12 protein-coding genes and 1 pseudogene are annotated in these 19,628 nt (G+C 35.9%); 8 read left to right on the top strand and 5 right to left on the bottom strand.

The window, feature by feature from the left end:
- The first annotated feature begins 6 nt into the window (after positions 1-6).
- The 3 genes from H4J57_RS07325 (at position 7) to H4J57_RS07315 (ending at position 5,087) form a co-directional block, all read left to right on the top strand.
- Complete coding sequence (locus tag H4J57_RS07325) at positions 7-630, top strand: chemotaxis protein CheX (protein WP_182222595.1); 624 nt, start codon at positions 7-9, stop codon at positions 628-630.
- A 7-nt stretch (positions 631-637) separates the two neighbouring features.
- The gene (locus H4J57_RS07320) at positions 638-2,683 is read left to right on the top strand and encodes a response regulator (RefSeq protein WP_182222596.1); all 2,046 of its coding nucleotides are present in this window, start codon (positions 638-640) and stop codon (positions 2,681-2,683) included.
- 574 nt (positions 2,684-3,257) lie between these two features.
- A complete protein-coding gene (locus tag H4J57_RS07315; protein ID WP_182242392.1) occupies positions 3,258-5,087 on the top strand; it encodes a monovalent cation:proton antiporter-2 (CPA2) family protein in 1,830 nt (609 codons plus the stop codon).
- Positions 5,088-5,191: 104 nt separating this feature from the next.
- On the opposite strand, the gene H4J57_RS07310 is transcribed toward H4J57_RS07315, so the two are convergent.
- The 5 genes from H4J57_RS07310 to H4J57_RS07290 all read right to left on the bottom strand — a co-directional run bounded on the left by H4J57_RS07310 (position 5,192) and on the right by H4J57_RS07290 (position 11,263).
- The gene (locus H4J57_RS07310; RefSeq protein WP_182216257.1) at positions 5,192-5,746 is read right to left on the bottom strand and encodes a carboxymuconolactone decarboxylase family protein; all 555 of its coding nucleotides are present in this window, start codon (positions 5,744-5,746) and stop codon (positions 5,192-5,194) included.
- 391 nt (positions 5,747-6,137) lie between these two features.
- Positions 6,138-6,740, bottom strand: a complete 603-nt coding sequence (locus H4J57_RS07305; RefSeq protein ID WP_182222598.1) for a TetR/AcrR family transcriptional regulator — start codon at positions 6,738-6,740, stop codon at positions 6,138-6,140.
- 182 nt (positions 6,741-6,922) lie between these two features.
- Positions 6,923-8,158, bottom strand: coding sequence for a M56 family metallopeptidase (locus H4J57_RS07300; RefSeq protein ID WP_182242391.1), 1,236 nt, complete (start codon positions 8,156-8,158; stop codon positions 6,923-6,925).
- On the bottom strand, positions 8,151-8,525 hold the full coding sequence (locus H4J57_RS07295; protein ID WP_182175629.1) for a BlaI/MecI/CopY family transcriptional regulator: 375 nt from the start codon (positions 8,523-8,525) through the stop codon (positions 8,151-8,153). The genes H4J57_RS07300 and H4J57_RS07295 overlap by 8 nt, the downstream gene beginning before the upstream one ends.
- 668 nt (positions 8,526-9,193) lie before the next feature.
- On the bottom strand, positions 9,194-11,263 hold the full coding sequence (locus tag H4J57_RS07290; protein WP_220470279.1) for an MFS transporter: 2,070 nt from the start codon (positions 11,261-11,263) through the stop codon (positions 9,194-9,196).
- A gap of 488 nt (positions 11,264-11,751) precedes the next feature.
- Here H4J57_RS07290 and ribA point away from each other — a divergent pair, with 488 nt between their 5' ends.
- From ribA to H4J57_RS19985, 5 genes and pseudogenes are all read left to right on the top strand, one after another.
- The gene (gene ribA, locus H4J57_RS07285; RefSeq protein WP_182242389.1) at positions 11,752-12,348 is read left to right on the top strand and encodes a GTP cyclohydrolase II; all 597 of its coding nucleotides are present in this window, start codon (positions 11,752-11,754) and stop codon (positions 12,346-12,348) included.
- 370 nt (positions 12,349-12,718) lie between these two features.
- Entirely contained in the window at positions 12,719-13,096 is a 378-nt protein-coding gene (locus tag H4J57_RS07280; RefSeq protein ID WP_182175632.1) for an RNA-binding S4 domain-containing protein, read from the top strand.
- A 668-nt stretch (positions 13,097-13,764) separates the two neighbouring features.
- Positions 13,765-15,045, top strand: coding sequence for a GGDEF domain-containing protein (locus H4J57_RS07275; RefSeq protein ID WP_182242388.1), 1,281 nt, complete (start codon positions 13,765-13,767; stop codon positions 15,043-15,045).
- The gene (locus H4J57_RS07270; protein WP_182242387.1) at positions 15,005-15,841 is read left to right on the top strand and encodes an ABC transporter substrate-binding protein; all 837 of its coding nucleotides are present in this window, start codon (positions 15,005-15,007) and stop codon (positions 15,839-15,841) included. The genes H4J57_RS07275 and H4J57_RS07270 overlap by 41 nt, the downstream gene beginning before the upstream one ends.
- A 1,744-nt stretch (positions 15,842-17,585) precedes the next feature.
- Positions 17,586-19,298, top strand: a pseudogene (locus H4J57_RS19985) (EAL domain-containing protein).
- Positions 19,299-19,628 lie beyond the last annotated feature (330 nt).

Below are 19,628 nucleotides of genomic sequence, written 5' to 3'. Positions count from 1 at the left end.
AAGCATATGAAGGATAATTTATCTCCACTTGAAATTGATGCCCTCACCGAAATATTTAACATCGGTATTGGTAGAGCGGCCAACTCCCTGAATAAAATGGTATCTCAACCGGTTGATTTAACTATCCCAAAAGTCGAAATCGTCTCTAACAAAATAGCCAAATCTAAATTGAAGTTTGCTAGTGATACAGAAATCAGTGCTGTAATTCAACGATTTGAAGGTGACTTTAAAGGCCAAGCATTACTTATGTTTAGCAAAGAAAGTGGTTTGCAATTAGTTAGTACTTTACTTGGTAATAAGTTTCCACCCGAGGCTTTGTCTGATCTTGAGCAAGATTCTTTAGTAGAAATAGGCAATGTTATTTTAAATGCTTGTTTTGGAACGGTTATTAACTTTCTTAAATCCTCAATAAAAATTGAAATGCCAGAGTTTATACAAGGGGATATTAATAAAGTTTATGTGTATAGCAGCGAAAATGATTGGTCATTATATATAAAAGTTAAGTTCTCTTTACCCGATGATAATATTGAAGGTTTTATCTCTTTTATTATGGATATTACCTCGTTAGAGATTTTTCAAGAATCTGTGCGAAAATTTGTTTTTGGCATTACTAACAAAAGTGAAGCTTAGCTCTGCTATGAATAATTTAACAAAAGATATATTGTTTAGTTCTGTGAATGATCTTTCTCTTGGTATTATCATTATTGATGAAAACCATCAGGTAGTTTTTTATAATCAGTGGATAAAAGATCACTCTGTTATAGTCGATGATAAAGGTTTTGGTTGTAAACTTGGTGATATTCTAGAGGGGTTTAACTATTCCCGCTTAAGTGATGCATGCAATGAAGCATTAACGTTAGGATTGCCCACTAAACTCTCTAATACTTTTAATCCTAAACCTTTGGCGTTATTTCATAAAAGCCATGTTGGTGATAACGATTACCGTATACAGCAGCAAATATCGATTAAAAGCATCAATACTTCCCCGAATGAACGCTTATGTGAAATTCTGATCCAAGATGTGTCTAGTTCAGTAAAAAAAGAATTGATGCTGAAAAGTTTAGCCGATGAAAATAAGAAACAACAATTAAAAGCTGAATTAGCCAATCGGACTAAGTCACAATTTTTGGCTAATATGAGTCATGAAATTAGAACGCCAATGAACGGTGTTTTAGGCATGCTAAATTTATTATCAACGACCAAGCAAAGTCAAGAACAAGCTCATTTTACTCGACTAGCACATTCAAGTGCCGATACCTTGCTTCATATCCTAAACGACATTCTAGATTTTTCAAAAATAGAAGCAGGTAAACTTGAAGTTGAATTGATTACTTTTGACCTTTTAAGAAATTTAGGCGATTTGGTTCAGTCTTTATCGATGAATAGCAAAGATAAAAAATTAGAAATTATTCTTGATGTCACCGATGTTGGTCATCAAATGGTCATCGGTGATCCTGGTAGATTAAGACAAATCATTACTAACTTAGTTGGCAATGCAATAAAGTTTACCCCCACGGGTGAAATTGTTATTAAAGCAAAGACAGTTTTAAATGACAATGGAGATATAAAACTACATATCAGTGTCATAGATACAGGAATAGGTATACCAGCGGATAAATGTTCAATACTTTTTGATGTGTTTACCCAAGTCGATGTATCGACAACACGAGAGTATGGTGGCACAGGTTTAGGCTTGTCTATTGTAAAGCAATTATGTGAATTAATGGGGGGAGGCATTACTGTTAGTAGTGTCTTGGGTCAAGGCAGCGAATTTAGTTTTAATATCCAATTAAAACCTAGCACAGAAGAAGTGCAAACTCAGTTAGGTACTCATTTAAATGGAATTAACATTTTAGTTACTGATGATAATCTTACTCATCTTGCCGTGCTTAGCAAACAATTGGGTCTTTTGGGGGCTGAAGTTATTCAAGCTGACAGTGGTAGTAAGGCATTGGCTATATTGAAGCAATACGATAGCCATTATTTTGCTATGGCTATTATTGATATGCAAATGCCGAGCATGTCAGGTAGTGAGTTAAGCGCTGAGATTAGAAAAATTAAGTCACTTGATAAGCTTAAAATAGTGATGTTAACTTCAATGGATCAGATTGTTAAAGGTCCTTTGTCATCAACGTCAGGAACTTCAGATTATTTATTAAAACCTGTGGTCATTGATGAGTTACTTAATATCTTAGATGTTACGCTTAACAAGAGACAGATATTAAAAAATACGGCTGGCGTTTCAGCTAGCCTTGGAAGTAATATGTTAGACAATAAAAGTCAGACCACTAAAGCAAAAATATTGTTAGTTGAAGACAACCGAATTAACCAACAAGTCGCTTTAGGTATATTAAGAAAGTTTGATTATTCTATTGATATTGCAGTCAATGGTGTAAATGCAATTGATATCTTAGAGAAGAAAGATCCAGAACATCCTTATGATCTTATTTTAATGGATTGCCAAATGCCAGAAATGGATGGCTATCAAGCCACTGAACATATAAGAAATAATATGGATAGTGTCTTGTTCTCGACTATCCCTATTATTGCAATGACGGCAAATACTATGAAGGGTGATAAAGAAAAATGCTTAGCATCGGGTATGAATGATTATATTTCTAAACCGATAAACCCTAAACTGTTGGAAGAGAAAATTAGTTACTGGTTGAACAAACTTAATTAATTTTAGTAACCAAGTAGTGATTTTCTTGCTAATAAAACAGAAAAATAAAAGCATAGGCCACTTTTTCAATACATTAACTTTTTAAAGTATCGCTAAAATTAATTATCATCGCTCATTACTTATTTTATCTGAGCACTATCAAAAACAACATTAGCAGTAAAACTAAATGTTACTGTTAGTGCGATACAAGAGCTTCACCATGAAGTAAACCAATATATGCCGAGCAACATTGTCTAATAACGTTGCTAACGGTATATATATGATCATATTTGCATATTGACGCTTGAATTCCTTCACATAATGCAGTGTTTTTTTTGATAAGCGGGCAACTTTAGTCTCTCCAGTCGAGACTGAGGGATAAGTTACTATGGTGATGTCATACAATCGTTATTTACACTATTAGTGCTGTTATCGTCATCATTAAACTTCAAGTGACAATTTTACTTCTCGCCTATAACTCTGTACTAGACTATCGCATCAGCTTTAAAATATTGATAAAATACGTATAACTTAGGCGACTAATCCTCAACTTTAACTATTCAATAACGCCCTAGTGAAAGGAGTACATGTAAAGATGTTAGAAATAGCGGTTATATACTTAGTTGCAGCACTTGTTGCAGTGCCAGTGGCAAAGAGACTCGGCTTAGGTTCTGTTTTAGGTTATCTGTTAGCGGGAATTTTAATTAGCCCTAACTTACTCGGCTTGGTTGGCGATCAAACCAGTGTTATGCATTTTGCAGAGTTTGGTGTTGTGATGATGCTATTTTTAGTTGGCCTAGAATTACAACCGGCCAGACTATGGAAATTGCGTCACTCTATTCTAGGCCTAGGCGGCTTACAAGTTATAGCAACAACCACGCTTATTTTTGCACTTTGTTTTTATCTATTCAGTTTGCCTTGGCAAACATCGTTAGCAATAGGGTTGATGTTGGCATTGTCTTCAACGGCGATTGTTTTGCAGACATTGACAGAGAAGGGTTGGATCAAGCAAGACGCGGGGCAAAATGCTTTTTCGGTACTCCTGTTCCAAGATATTGCGGTAATCCCTATTCTTGCGATATTACCACTCCTTGCCTTTCAAGACTTAAGTGCAGCAAAGTCTTCTGGCCATAGTTTGATTGCTCACTTACCCGTTTACGGTCAAGTGGGGATTTCTCTTGCAGTTATTGCAGCCATTATTTTAGCGGGCAAATACATCTCATCGCCATTATTTCGTTACATTGCTGAAACAAGGTTACGTGAAATTTTTACCATTGCGGCATTACTATTAGTTATTGCCATTGCACTGATTATGGAAAAAATAGGTTTGTCTCCTGCGTTAGGTACATTCTTAGCGGGTGTTGTACTAGCTGAAAGCGAGTTTAGGCATGAATTAGAGGCTGATATTGAACCCTTTAAAGGATTATTGCTTGGTTTATTCTTTATAACCGTAGGTGCTTCGATAGACTTTCCTCTTCTTTTTGATAAAATTACCTTTGTTACGCTAACGGTATTAGCCCTTATAACGATTAAAGCACTGGTTCTTTTTGTGTTGGCACATTTTTTTAAGATGAAAGGCAGTCAAAAGATACTGTTCACTTTAGCTTTAGCACAAGGAGGTGAATTTGCGTTTGTTTTACTTTCATTAACAACTAATCTACTTATTACCACACCAGAACAGACTAAGTTAATTACACTTATCGTTGCTATATCAATGCTTTGTGCACCATTATTATTGATTCTATATGAGAAGGCATTGGCGAGAAAAACTTCTGCCACACCTGAATTTGATGCGATAAAAGACCTCGAACCCACAAAAAATGTCATTATTGCTGGTTATGGACGTTTTGGCCAAATTATAGGACGTTTATTAACGGCTCAAGGCTATCATTTGTCGATTCTTGATCACAGTGCCAGCCAAATAGACTTACTCAGACGTTTTGGTAATAAAGTTTTTTATGGTGATGCCGCTCGACAAGATTTATTAGAAGCTGCAGGGGCCCAAGATGCAAAAATGCTGGTTATTGCTGTAGACGAGCCCGATAAAACATTAGATATTATTAAACTGGCTCATAAGCACTATCCACATTTAAAAATTCTGGCACGCGCTGTTGACCGACGACACGCTTATCAAATTATGCAGCTTGGGGTAACAAGTCTTAAACGAGAAACTTTTGACTCTGCCGTTAATTTTGGTATTGAAGCATTGGTGTTACTTGGCAACGATCCGGTTGAATCCGCTAGAGCAGGAGAAATTTTTGCCGAACATGACACTGAGTCAATGACAATTTTGGCTGATAAATGGGGTGATGATAAAAGTTATGGGGTAGCGGTTAAACAACGTAGCGAAGATTTGAAACAAGTATTACAAAACGATAAAATTGAGCAAAATAAACTAAAAACTTGTCAAAAAAACAACCAATAAAAGTGCTAATAAATCGATATTATTAGCACGTTATTAATGTATTTAGCATTTATTTGGGGAATGGTCAGTAGGATAATTAACTTAGCTATTCCCCCTAGCGCTACTTATGCATTTTTCTGCCATGCAAATTCTTTGAATGGTGCGTCTGTTGGCGTACTCGCAATGTGATTGGTATAGTTACTGATCACTTTTTGAGACAGGCCTAATATTATTTCTAATATTTGCTGTTCGCCATACCCAGCTTCTTTAAAACTGGCTAATTCTGTATCACTAACGTGTCCGCGATTACGAACAATAATCAAGGTCATATCTTGAAGTGCTTGTAACTTCGCGTTTGGCATTGGTGATTGATTACGCAAAGCCTCAGTAATTGCAGCATCAACTTTCATTGAATGAGCAATAGCCGTGTGTGCTGGTACACAGTAATTACAGCCGTGCTCAACATTTATTGTTTGCCAAACAACAGTTAATTCTTCTGCATCAAATGAGGTATTTGTAAATAGCTCATGAAGTTTTTGATATGCTTCAAGAAGTTGTGGTGAGCTAGCGAGTACACCATGTAAATTTGGTAACATGCCAAAAGCTTTAACTGAGCCTTCTAAAAGTGTCTTACTTGCTTGTGGAGCAGATTCAATCGTATGTATTGTTAAAGTTGTCATTTTACTTTCCTTATCATTAATTTAATTTTATTGATCAGATTAAAAATTCACGGTGAATAAGTACTTCACGTCTATGGTGCTTATTTAAAATATGTACCGATCGGTATGTCTTGATTTTTGTATTGTACCGATCGGTATATTAAAGTCAATCGTAATTAATGAAATAAATTTTATCTATTTAAAGGTCTAGAGGTTTAGGCCATGTTAAAGAGTAAACAACGTGTTTATGTATTCTGATTAACGAAAGGGTAATTAAAAGTGAACTGAAAGTCTTGTCGTGCCTTATTGGGGGAAGGTAAAACTTTAAATGCCCAGACAAATAATGGTAAATAACGCATTATTGTTGGTTGTGTATAGCCTTGATATTTCGTTTTTAAAAAGAGTGATATCTTTAGTTAACGCCGATACCTTTAAGCATACTATCTACAGTATATTCTAGTTGTGATTTAGCTACGCCAGAACGAGCCATAGAGGCAGTGCCTTTTAAAAGCGTATATACGCTTAAACTGTTTGCGTCGGCATTTTTATTTAGCCCTAAAGCGATAGCCTCTAAGTCTTGATTAAAAAAATCGACATATAATTGTTTAGGAATCACTTCAGCATCTTTGAGTATCAATTTTGCTTGCTCAGGAATATCACCACTGACCAGTTCTGATTGACATAAAACTAAGTAGCATCCTTTTGCTTGCTCATCGCTACACTGCATAGTTACAATTGACATCATATGATTTTTCAAACGATTTTTTAGGGAAATATCAGGTGCAAATAATAACGCCATATGAGGTTTCATTTTAGTATCAATATAGCACTGTGTGGCTTTAACAAATAAGGCTTCTTTGTTACCAAAAGCACTGTACATACTTGGCTTGTTAATCCCCATCTCTTTTGTTAAATCGGTGAGTGATGCGCCAACATAACCTTTTTGCCAAAAAACATTCATCGCAGCATTTAATGCGGTAGTCTCATCGAAGGATCTTCTTTTACCTTTTATCACAATATTAACCTGTAAATTTAACTCAACTCATTGTACCTAACGGTACAGGCGCATTCAAGTAGCAAAAAATGGATAAGGTTATGGAAAGATTTACAGCAAAAGTGATTAATTCTACGATCGGGTATACTAATTTAAATGTAAAAAGGCTACCTAGGTAACCTTTTTAAAATATTACGCTAACTTTACTTAGTTATCTGAATACGCTCAATTAAGCTTTCATGTTTTGTATCTTTATTCATTGAAAAATCTAATTGAACTAACGCATTTTTTAACGTGTGGTCACTGACAGAGTATTTCCATTGCTTTAATGCCGTTAAGGCTGCTTGGTCAAATACACCGGCAGGCTTTGAATTTACGACCGCTACATTTTCAACCGCACCATTTGTCATTATATCAAACGTTAGTACTACTGAACCTTCTATATTGTCTTTTGCTGCTTGTTCAGGATAGCTAGGATTAACACGCTGAATAGGCTTAAGCTCAACTGACTTTGAGACTTTATCTCCAAGACTTTCCTGTTGGTTTCCTGCGTAACTTAATCCTGAGAGCAGAGTAACGGTGGTAAATATTACGGTAGCCAGTATTAATTTAGAGCTTTTTGGACGAGTTTTTAAATTGTTAATTCGTTCTAACATCATTTTTTTATCTCCATATTTCTTAAATGATAGTTGAGCAAATGCTAATGAAGGTGTCGACTGAGCCGCCACTAACAGCGCTTTACTATAGTTAATCCTGCTCTCTTTTGGTTTGCGCGCCAGAACGAGTTGATCACAGGAGAGTTCTTGATCTTGACGAAACCTAAAATAGCCGAGCCAAGCAAGAGGGTGAAACCAAAACAACGTTAAGCAAGTCAGCGCAATTAGGTTCCAATAAATGTCATTTCGATCAAAATGACAAATTTCATGTTCAAGAATTAGTTTTTGTTGCTCGGTACTGTAAAGCTCAAAAAAATCTTCTGGAATAATAAGTTTTTGCTGTACCAAACCCACCAACATCGGGCTATAAGTACCTGTACTTTGGTAGAGCAATATATTTGCGGGTAACACTAATGGCACCATAGACTTATTAATAGCGGTGAGCTGAAGGTGCTTGTTAAATATATGATAAGTTAACAAGCCATAAGTTATCATGGCAGCCGCAATAATTAGCCAAATATAGAGAGCCCAAGACATAGAAAGGCTTTGTTTAAGTTCAACGGTTGGAGTTATCAAGTAACGTTTTATTTCAATTATTTTTGATAGGCTACTCTGCTGCCAAGGGAGTGGTAAACAATATATCACCAGCCCTAAGGGGACTATTAACCATAGTAAATAGGTATTACTAGCGCCTAAATAATGTATTAGCCATTTATGTCCAACCAACAATATAGTTAGCAACAATGTTAAGGGCAGTAATAAAGTAAAGAGGTTATCAATCATTGTCTTGCTCCCATTTTGTAATGAGAAGCTTTAATTCATCAATATCTTCTTTCTTCAAATTGTTTTTTTTAGCAAAACCAGCAACTAATGGTGATACTCTTCCTCTGAATAACCGTTCGATAAAACTTTGGCTTTGAACTTCCGTATAAGCATCTCGCTCAAGTAACGGAAAATAAAGATAATGGCGTTCTTGCTTTTCAAAACCTATCGCTTCTTTTTTTACCAGACGATTTATCAGGGTTTTTACTGTCTTATCGTGCCAGGGCTTATGTTTATTAAGTTGTTCAATAATGCTATTCGCTGTAGCAGGGTGTTGAGCCCACAAAGCTTCTAAAACTTCAAATTCTGTATTAGTAATTTCAGACATATTTAAATATTACAGTTGTAATCGATATGTTGATATTACACTTGTAATCACAACTGTCAAGTATCGAGGTGCTAATGATATTTATTTATTGGTAACCTGCTCAGCATGCTTTAGTAGAGAGTAAAATCCCCTAGATATTTGCTGTACTTTACAGTCACTTTTTCTCTACTGAGATAGATAAATACCTAGAAGTTAAGCAAAGTTGGACGATTTCAGCCATGGTAAGTCAATTTATAACACAGAATAAAAATAACTAAAGTGTTGTTATTTTAGGCGCTTATTTAACTTAAAACACTGATTGGATATAAGGTTTGTATAAATAGAACATTGATATTTATTCTTTGTAGCTAGGGTTGGTTTAAGAAAAAAAGGGTCATGCTAGGTCGTTATATTTATCTGTATAATTTGATAATACCAATGATTTTTCAGTTGTAACTAGTTATCTAGTAAAAGTATTATTACATAATAAAGCTTAGTGAATTTCCTAATGCCAACAATGTCAGAGTTGTTGACGTTAAAATAATAACGTCTAGTTTTCGCTTAGTAGACAAAATTATCATTAATTCTTATATTGCTAACGTCAACAATTTTCATTCTAGGCTAATTACTTTTACTGATATTAGAAGTTTTGAGTTATATCGTAATTGTTACTGCCGATTTATAAAACCTTACAGGGGTTTTTTATCAATAGAAGTGGTTAACTTGCTATCTTCAATATCATCTGATTCTTGCAATATTTCAAGCATATCCGATGCAACCTCGGGGAAAGAATCGACAAAGGTACCGGCAATTTCTACTGCATGTTCAGGAATACTTTCAACCATATGGTTAACATAGTTATTGGCAGCATTTTCAATGTTTTCTGAGGTCTGTGCTGAGCCAGCTTGTTCACTGTCGATTAAATTTTGGACATAGGCTTCAGCAACATCACTTGACGATTCAGGTAGCGAGTCTGATACCGTAAAGGCAAGCTCGGCTGATTGCTCAGGAGCAACATCTGTTAATCGATTATAAAGCTCAGTTGCTGTATTTTCTGATACAGCGGCGATTCTATCTATCGGTCGCATTGCATCTAAAGAATCCGATAAATTTGTCATGTATTCTTTAGTCATTTCTAAAAGTTCACTGGGGTAGTCTTCGGCCATATTTTCAGCGGCGAGTTCCATGACATTAATACCGTCGTCAGGCATTGTATTTGCAATAGCAACAATAATATTAGTAAATTGGTCAGGGTACTCAGAGGTTATCCAATCAACCAATTGATTGGCTTTCTCAGGAGAAGCATTTGTTAATGCTTGAGCAATATGAATACTCATTTGAGGTGCTGCGGAGGTTATTGCCGCATAAAGTTTACTAATGTCTATCGCGTCTATGGTACTTAATGCGGCGGCTAGATTTGAAGCATTTCTGGGGTCTCGAAGCACTAGCGCTTTAACCATGTTAACGGCTGCTGATGGGTTTTTATTTGCGAGGCTGATAGCAACTTCAACTTCTGGCGTTGTTTCAAATTGTGCCTCTGCATATTGCGTACGAGGATCGAGTTCCGATACTACACCGCTGGGTGTTTGCATAACAAAGCTTTCTTGTTCATCAAGCGGTAACGCTTTTCTTAGTTTCATTCGAATACTGATAAACAGTAACAGTGTTATCGCAACGATATTCATAAAACTAAATAAGGCACTGCTACCGAAAGCATCCATTACCATCGAGGCTAGGTAGGGGCCTAAAATGCTGCCTAATGCATAGATCAATAATAACGAACTCATTGCAGATAAAATTTGTTCCTTTAATACTTTATCAAAAGTCTCTGACATACTCATTGGATAAAGGCAGGCAACTAATCCCGTAATCAGCGCTACGGCCAACAAGGTGAGTTTGAACATATCTGAGGAAATAAGAAAAGGCACTAATAAACATAATACAATGAGTGTTGCGACCATACAGAACATCACTTTTCGACGGTCAAAGTGATCTGATAAATAGGCAATAGGGAACTGCAAAATGATTGCCCCAGAAATGGCTGTGCCCATAAATATGGATAAATCTAAACCGGCAATACCATTGTTACTGGCAAAAATAGGCAGCATATTAATTAAAGCCGCATAGAGGACTCCACAGTAAAAGCAACTGACCACACCTAAAGGAGATAACTTGAAAACCGTCATTAAAGACATTGATTGACTGTCTTCAATTTGTGGTCCTTGTTGCTTACTAATCACGATAGGTGTGATAGACAAGCTAAATAAAATGCCACAGATAACAAATAAAGTAATGTCATCAATAGGCGCGACATTTAATAAAAACTGACCAGAAAATAGTGCTGTCATTATCATCATCTGATTAATTGATAGTATGCGTCCTCTATTTTTTTCTGTAGCACTGTGACTTAACCAACTATCAAGTGTGGCATTGGTACAAACAATACAAAAGCCAGTGACAATTCTCATACACGCAAGCATTAATGGTTCTGGATACAGGCCTGAAAGTAAAATAGCGACGGAAGTTAAGCTACCACACATCGCGAATATTCTTATGTGCCCAACACGTTGTAATAACATACGGCTATAATATGCACCCAACAAAAACCCCACAGATAACATCGATAACACTAAACCAATATTGTTCATGCTCATTCCATCGCTCTGCATGCGCACAGGCAATAAAATATTACTGAGCCCATAGCCTAGCATTAACAAGAAGCCACTTATTAATACTAAAATAAAGGGTCTGAGGGTCATTATCACAAGGAATACTCTTATCTATTTAGCGGAACGCTTTAACGGTTTGAATGAGCGTCATATTATTTAAAATTAAATAACGAGACGTTCAACTATAAATTATTGATGTTACTTCAAAGTAACTCACAGGCACTTAGTATACCAAGCGCATATTAGGGTTTACAGTGGAATAAGAAAAACAGATGACTAAAGTTAGTCTGTTCGTTCAAAATTCAATCGTTACCTTTTAAATCCCACTGTTATCTCAATATTTAACAGCAGTAATGACTTATACACTTCGTTGTAGTAAATATATTTCAAGGTTAACTTATTAGCCGTATTAATCGATTATTGTTAATATAAGCAGTGAATTTCTAACAGAGTGGACTATTTAAGCCAAAAAGTTGATTAACACTTGAAAGCTAGATAAATATCTCAATATGAATGTAACGAGTGGTAATATTTAAGGGGCTAATAACAGCGCCTTTGCTAATTTAATAAAGAAACCCATGAATAAAATACGTGCAAGAATTAATCTAAAAGTTGGATTACACAGTGATATCGACGCAGAAATCGCGACCTTTACAATGTTTGATGAAAACCATGAGCACATAGCGTTAATTTTTCAACAGGCCGATAAAAATCAGCAAGCACCACTAGTTCGTATGCATTCGGAATGTTTAACGGGCGATGTATTCCACTCTTCACGTTGTGATTGCGGTGAGCAGTTAGATGAAACTATCAACTTGATGAAAGAGCAGGGCGGAATTATTCTTTACCTTCGCCAAGAAGGTCGTGGCATTGGTTTATACAATAAATTAGATGCCTATGTGTTACAAAGCCAAGGGATGGATACCTATCAAGCCAACAAGCACTTAGGTTTTGCAGAAGATGCCCGTAGTTTTGAAGATGCAGTGACTATGCTGCAAGCTTTAGCCGTTAAAGATTTACGTTTGATCACTAATAACCCTAAAAAAATAAATGCCTTAAAAGATTATTTTAATATTGTCGAACAAGTGAACACGGGTTTGCATTTAAAAGATGATAATAACAATTATTTACGTACCAAAAAAAATCATGGTAAGCATGATTTGAAAATTGATTAGATAGTTAATCTTTGATTCCAAACCTATAAAGTCCATCGGTACTTATGTATCCGTTGGATTTTTCTCTAAAGCATCGTATGAAATGCTTAGGCAGTCGATAGAATAAATCACTTTTAAGTAGCGCTTTTAGCTAAATTCGTTATTCACTAAGTCAGTAGTATTAATTATTAATAAGGGAAAGTTTTTTAGATGTATAACCCAATAGTGAATTATACAGAAATAGTTAAATTTTAAGGTATTCCTACATTAAGTATTTACTGGCTATGCTAGCTTAACAATGCCCAGTGTCCTTAATATAATTCTTATTCAATAGCGTTTATATATGTTAGAATTCAATGATATTATTATTTAAAATTATTAGGCGTATTTCATGTCTGAACACACTATTATCGACATTTGTGTTGAACCTATAGAACTATGTAAATTACTCAAAATTGCTAATATGGTTGGTGGTGGCGGCGAAGCTAAAACCATGATCAGTGAAGGTAATGTTTTAGTAAATAATGAAGTTTCAGTTCAAAAGCGTAAAAAAATTCGCCGCGGCGATATTATCGAATATAACGGTAAAATTATTGAGGTTGCTTATAACCCGACTAAGAAATCAGCAGAGTTTATCAATTCTGTCGTTTCAGTAAGTCAGAATTCAAAAAAGAAAAAAAGAGCAAGAAGTAAATCGCCGATTATTGCATCTGAACCTGTTACAAAACCATCGAGTGAACGCTCAAAAAGAAAGTCTACAGCACTTTAATTCTTTGTTAAATTTCCTCCATATTGAAAATAAATCGTAACTTCTTTGTTGGGGGAAATACAATTTCCAGTTATTTTAATAAATGGCATTAATATTCTAGGCGATGAACCCCAGTAAAACTATGGGTAATGTGTTCCAAACGTTAGCCCAGCTTACAATGAGCAATTAAAAAAATCAGTGTTAATGACTTCTTGTTGCATTGCTGACATTAGTTATTCGTTAATCCTAACGTCTGCCTCAAGCTTATAGCTGCTAGTAAAATAAATCTATAGCGCTTATTTTTTCCACAATATTAATACTAAATTCAATCGGATTGACATTAACTTTAGCTACTAAAATGGACATCTCAAACTTTTAATTTTAGAGTTGTTTTTGTGATTTTTACGATAAATTTTTATCAATAACAGAAGTTAATTAACAAAACGGACATTGTGATATTTTATTTTAAGTTGATTTACACTTCTGATCAGCTCCAAGCTAATGTTAAATACTAGTTAGAAACTATAAATTTTATTTGATTATACCTTCAATATGTTGTTCTATTGAGTACGATGAACAGCTAAACAATGAAGAATAAAATCAACCAATTTAGATTACTATTCTTACATTGAGCGCATAAGTCATTTAATGTTAACCTAAGTTTCAAGCTTACCTATAAGTAGTGTTTAATGTTTGCACGTTTTATTCGCCCCAGTAATCTATCAAAAAAAATGATGCGGGTTATCTTTACTATTTATTTGAGCGTAACTTGTTTTATCACAAGTATGCAGTTCTTGGCCGAATATTTTAAAACGCAGGATTCAATATTAACTGAATTGAAACAGTTGGAAGAAACCGTCCACAAACCTATCTCAACAAGTTTGTGGCAATACAATCATAATCAATTAGATGCACTCATCGCTGGACTTGTCAAAATGCCAATTATTGAGGGTGTTGATATTATTGATAAGAATGCCAAAAGTATTATCTCTAAAAGAGCCTACGCGTTGACATCGCCTCCTTTATCCATTTTTGCTATCACATCAGACTTAAATTGGACGCTTAATGAACAAGAAATAATGCTTGGAACGGTTATCCTTTATTCATCGTCAGAAGTTATTTTAGATCGTGTTTTGTTTGGCTTTTCATTAATTGCAATTACGGAAATCATCAAGTTATCTATTTTGTTTTGGCTGTTTATCTGGGCGTTCGATCGCTACTTAGCAAGTCCCTTAAAACAATTAATGTCGCAAGTAAATGAAGTTCAATTGAGCCAAAACATAAATAAACGTATAAACCTTTCCAACATTGAAAATAATGAACTCAGTCAACTTCAAGAACATATAAACAATATGCTTTCTGCTATAGAGAAAGACCGAGAACTATTATTAGAAGACGAACAAGCCAAGCGAAATTGGTTAGAAGATGCTGTTGTAAAACGAACAGAAGACTTACAAATATTGAATGAAAAACTCAAAGTTTTAGCCACCAGGGATTCTTTGACTGGCACATTAAATAGGGGGAGTTTCTTTGAAGCTGCGCAACATTTGCTCGACCTTTCTCATCGCCAAAAGTCGCCTGCATCTTTTTTATTGCTGGATTTAGATCACTTTAAAATAGTCAATGATACTTATGGGCATTATGTTGGTGATAAAGTACTCATTCATTTCACTACTACACTTCAAAAATTTTTAAGAAAGTCTGACCTTATAGGGAGAGTTGGCGGAGAAGAATTTGCCATATTTCTCTCTGATACTGGAATTGATGACGCCTTTCTCATTGCGGATAAAATAAGGAAGGAAATTGGCAGTTCTATTTTAGACATAGAGGGTAAAACAATTACCTATACTGTGAGTCTTGGTATTGTGTCACCAGAGTCAAAAGACCATTTAATTCAAGACTTATTTAAACGCGCTGATTTAAAACTTTATGGCGCAAAAGATAAAGGCCGCGACCGTGTCGAAAAATAAAAAAATTCACAAGCTATTGTTCCTTGCAACTTTATTCATAGGGAACAGTATAGTTAACGTAAGTCATGCTGCGAAATTAAATGTTTGCTATGACCAATGGCCTCCGATGACAATATTTCCCTCAGAAGCATCTTCTGCGCGTGGCTTTGTTATAGATATATTGCACGAAATATACACATCAAAAGGTTATGAAATTGAATATTATGAAGTCCCTTTGGCAAGAGGGCTAGATATGGTAGCAAATGGTGATTGCGATATGTTACCAGAATACCTATTTTCGAAAAATTCAGAAAAAGGTTTTGAATATGCTACTCAAGCAACTTTTTCATACACAGCAGCCTTTATCGTTAGGCACGACGATCCTTGGATCTATAATGGTGTAAAATCTATCAAAGGAAAACGTATCGCAACGGGGCCAGGCTGGGATTACAGTTCACTGAGTGTCGACTATCAAAATTATATCACTAACCTAAATAATGCGAGTTTCGTTGAAGTACTCTCTGGTAATGATGATGTGGTTGAACGAATTTTACACATGATAAAAGAAAATAGAGTCGACTTATATGCTGATAATATACTTGTTCTTCAGAACGTTATGAATAGACTGAATTTTAATGATGAGCTTAAGATTGTTCAGCCCGGCTTAGAAAATAAAATGGTTGAAATGCCTATTTTCTCAAAAAAAATACCGACAACAAAAAGACAAGAACTTATAAAAATTTGGAACGAAGGGCGCTTATCAATAAAAGGTAAAAAAGAAGAAATGTTTATCAATAAATATAACGTAACATTTTAAGAAATAGACAATCTTTTGAACGCTTACCGCCCAAAGCTTCCATGAAAGCTATTACAAAGTTACCAAAAGAAGTTACCAAGACACCCATGATAAAGTTAAAGAAGTTATCAAGACACCCATGATAACTTTTATTTTTGATTTCTCAGGTGAGTTAGGCAGTATCATCCCATATATATCGAGAGCAATAGTAGGTAGTTATGTTTATTTTTAGATATTTACTGGTGATGCTGTATTGTATTTGCGTTTATAACTTTTCAAGAAGCAATAGAAGTTTTAAAAGAAGTTATCAAGACACCCATGAAAGAAGTTATCAAGACACCCATGATAACTTTTATTTTTGATTTCTTAGATGAGTTAGGCAGTATCATCCCATATATATCGAGAGCAATAGTAGGTAGTTATGTTTATTATTAGATATTTACTGGTGATGCTGTATTGTATTTGCGTTTATAACTTTTCAAGAAGCAATAGAAGTTTTAATAATTGGTTATTCGATTATATTTCCCCTAGGCAACAAGCTAGCATGCTTAAAAATTGTGGAATACAATGGTTGTTACTTGATTTTGAAGGTTCCAATAATATAGAATCTTTAAAAACTTGTTTTGAAGAGTTTAGCGAAGAAATTTTTAATAGCCCTAGACTATCAAAAATAACCCTACGCATACGCAATAGTATGAAAAAATGAAAAGGATTAGAACAGTTTAAATCATAACTGTGAACATCATTCGTTATTTCAGAAATAACTAATGAAGGTGTTCATCACAGAATAGTAAAGAAAGGTTAGAGCCTTATATTGCTTTTCAAGAAGAGTATGATGAAAATTCTAAAAATACTCATGGCATCGAAATGTATGTAAAAAGTATTTATATACATTTTATTCGGCCTATTCTTTCATATAAAAAATCATCTTTTAATTCTTTCAACACTAGCAGTATTTCTTATTCTGTCCAAATTAATAATCATAAAGTGTGGTTGAGTCAGGCAGGATTAAAGATTATTTCGAGGGGGGGGTTCCAGTGAAATCAATCAGAAACTTGAAGAAAAATCACTAGCAAATCGACTATTGTCAGACGAGAATAATAAAAATTTCTATTGCCAAATAGATACTAATTAATTCCCCCTTAAAAGGGTAATAATCCTTTTAAGTAAAGCTAATGACTGGATCTGGCACTAAGCAGTCTTCTATAGACTGCTTCTTAGTTTCAATATTAGGTTGACTTTGTGGCACAGAGAGACCTAAAAAGATTAACGCCGATAGCTTTATTTCACTAAAGCCACCGCTAAGAGACTGAGCTTAGTTGACGTAACGATCTGAAAAGATTAATGTCTTCTTGGAGCGATCATCGGACGTTTAGCTCAAGCGCCGCCTCAGATAAGTCTGTTTGAATAAAAGCAATATTCAAAACGGGTTTGCACAAAAGTGGGAGGTCCTTGTTTTGAATTTTGAATTAGGCGAAAACGTTGAGTAATCGATGAAAAATAGCGACTTTCACTCCCTTAAGAATATAAAATAGATGTCAATATGGAATATATGAGGCATCATGAATTTTAATTTTATGAAAAATGATGTTTTATTTACCTATACTCCAGCGTAAAAGCGCGATTATTTACAATCAGGTCCTAAACAGGGTATCACCTGATTCAAAGGTCCCATTGCTGATCAGCTCACCATCAGAAGCAGGATAACAATACTTTACAGGAGTCGAACATTGTTCAAAGCCCACAAAATTTCCGCTAAAAAACTCTGAAACTTTCTGAGGAGCGGCGCATTGAGAGTCAACGCTTGTCTGGTGTCGGATTTTGGGAGCTTGATCATAAAGCGAATACTTTATACTGGTCCGAGGAAATATTCGCCATTTACGGAATCGATCCGAACGCTTTAGCACCGAACTACTCTATCTTTGCTAACCTTATCTTCGATGATGACCGTGAGATGGTCGAACAAGCTTTCAAAGCCTCAGTTGAAAATGGGAAAAAATACAATATCCGCTATCGAGTCAAATGCGAAGTCAGTTTTAAGTGGATCGAAGCGAAAGCACTAACCTATTTCGATGAGTCCTCTAATCCAGAGCGGTCGATCGGTACAGCTCAAGATATCTCCGAGATTATTAACGCTGAAGAAAAACTCAAACGCATGGCCCATTACGACATACTAACCGATTTACCTAACCGTGTATTACTTTCAGACCGAATAAACCAAGGCATGGTGCAGTGCCAATACTTCAATCAGTCATTAGCCATTGCCTATCTGGATTTAGATGGATTCAAAGTCGTAAATGATACCTATGGGCATGATGTGGGAGATGAACTACTCATAACAGTGTCACAACGCATGCAAGAGGCTTTACGTGATGGTGATACGCTAGCCCGTATTGGCGGCGATGAATTTGTCGTTGTCATGGTTGATTTGGAGAAAATCAAAGATAGTGAACCTGTATTAAAACGGCTACTAAAAGCCGCTGCTAAGCCTGTAGCCTTGTGCGATGACGTAATGCAAGTTTCAGCCAGTATTGGTGTCACCCTTTACCCACAAGACGGTGCAGAATCAGACGCAGATCAACTCGTACGTCACGCCAACGAAGCTATGTATATCGCTAAGCACGCAGGAAAGAACTGTTATCACCTGTTTGATACCGCCCAAAATAATGCTGTCATTATTCGGGGACAAAGTATAGCTGATGTTCGTTCAGCTCTGGTTCGACAAGAGTTTTTGCTGCACTATCAACCCAAGGTCAATATGAACACCGGCGAAGTGATCGGCGTAGAAGCTTTAATTCGCTGGCAGCATCCTGTTCGTGGTTTAGTCCCACCTTTAGAATTCTTGCCGGCGATAGAAGGTCACGCCATTAGTCTGGATGTGGGTGAATGGGTTATTGACACTGCTTTGAGCCAAATAAACCAATGGCAAAACATTGGTGTTAACCTGCCTATCAGTGTCAACATTAGTGCTCATCAATTACAGTAAGATAACTTTATTACTCGCCTATCAGCATTATTGGCGGCCCACCCCGAAGTTAACCCGCACCACTTAGAAATGGAAATACTGGAAACCAGTGCGTTAAATAACATCAGTCAGGTGTCTGCGACCATGAATGCTTGCCTTGAGCTGGGCGTAAGCTTTGCCTTAGATGACTTTGGTACGGGATATTCTTCACTCACTTATCTTAGACGTTTACCAGCGTACATGATTAAAATCGACCAGAGCTTCGTGCGGGACATGTTAAAAAATGAAGACGATCTAGCTATTGTTGAAGGCGTTGTTGGTTTAGCTATAACATTCAAGCGCGAAGTAATTGCAGAGGGAGTCGAAACAATAGAGCACGGAGTAGAACTGCTGAAACTAGGCTGTAAGTTGGCGCAGGGTTATGGCATTGCTCGACCCATGCCTAGTAGTGATATTCCTGAGTGGATATCTAATTGGAAAGTGGATGATTCTTGGCAAGCTTATAAAGGATAACTGACTTGACCACTGACCCTCACCAGTAATTACTACTATGCCACCCATGATAATGCTACGCAGTGATAATGCTCTGAAACACAGCTATCGATTGGTCAGCAACACTGCATGTACTTCATTTTGTAAGCTTTGCCTATCGACTTTTATAGATGTTGATTAAAGGAGTGAATTTCAGGCAAGTTTACTTGCTTCCCCAAGGTAGCCTTATTTTTTCTTGTGGCTTTCTTGCTGTTTTTGAATGTAGCTATGTTTACGCGCTATTCAAACAAGCTTGGGCATTTGCTTTACCGTGTGCGCGCTTTAACCCCACGTGCTCAGTAAATTCACACA

The sequence above is a fragment of the Colwellia sp. BRX8-7 genome (assembly GCF_014077275.1).
In the GTDB taxonomy this organism is placed as follows: domain Bacteria; phylum Pseudomonadota; class Gammaproteobacteria; order Enterobacterales; family Alteromonadaceae; genus Colwellia_A.
The sequence above is the reverse complement of the archived record's forward strand: the minus strand, read 5'-3'. Positions and strand labels throughout refer to the sequence as shown.

What these genes read in the sequence shown, in the direction of transcription:
- H4J57_RS07310 (WP_182216257.1), bottom strand. Translation starts at nt 5,746, where the DNA reads ATGACAACTTTAACAATACATACGATTGAATCTGCTCCACAAGCAAGT.
- H4J57_RS07270 (WP_182242387.1), top strand. Translation starts at nt 15,005, where the DNA reads ATGGCGCAAAAGATAAAGGCCGCGACCGTGTCGAAAAATAAAAAAATT.
- H4J57_RS07275 (WP_182242388.1), top strand. Translation starts at nt 13,765, where the DNA reads ATGTTTGCACGTTTTATTCGCCCCAGTAATCTATCAAAAAAAATGATG.
- ribA (WP_182242389.1), top strand. Translation starts at nt 11,752, where the DNA reads ATGAATAAAATACGTGCAAGAATTAATCTAAAAGTTGGATTACACAGT.
- H4J57_RS07315 (WP_182242392.1), top strand. Translation starts at nt 3,258, where the DNA reads ATGTTAGAAATAGCGGTTATATACTTAGTTGCAGCACTTGTTGCAGTG.
- H4J57_RS07300 (WP_182242391.1), bottom strand. Translation starts at nt 8,158, where the DNA reads ATGATTGATAACCTCTTTACTTTATTACTGCCCTTAACATTGTTGCTA.
- H4J57_RS07280 (WP_182175632.1), top strand. Translation starts at nt 12,719, where the DNA reads ATGTCTGAACACACTATTATCGACATTTGTGTTGAACCTATAGAACTA.
- H4J57_RS07325 (WP_182222595.1), top strand. Translation starts at nt 7, where the DNA reads ATGAAGGATAATTTATCTCCACTTGAAATTGATGCCCTCACCGAAATA.
- H4J57_RS07320 (WP_182222596.1), top strand. Translation starts at nt 638, where the DNA reads ATGAATAATTTAACAAAAGATATATTGTTTAGTTCTGTGAATGATCTT.
- H4J57_RS07295 (WP_182175629.1), bottom strand. Translation starts at nt 8,525, where the DNA reads ATGTCTGAAATTACTAATACAGAATTTGAAGTTTTAGAAGCTTTGTGG.
- H4J57_RS07290 (WP_220470279.1), bottom strand. Translation starts at nt 11,263, where the DNA reads ATGACCCTCAGACCCTTTATTTTAGTATTAATAAGTGGCTTCTTGTTA.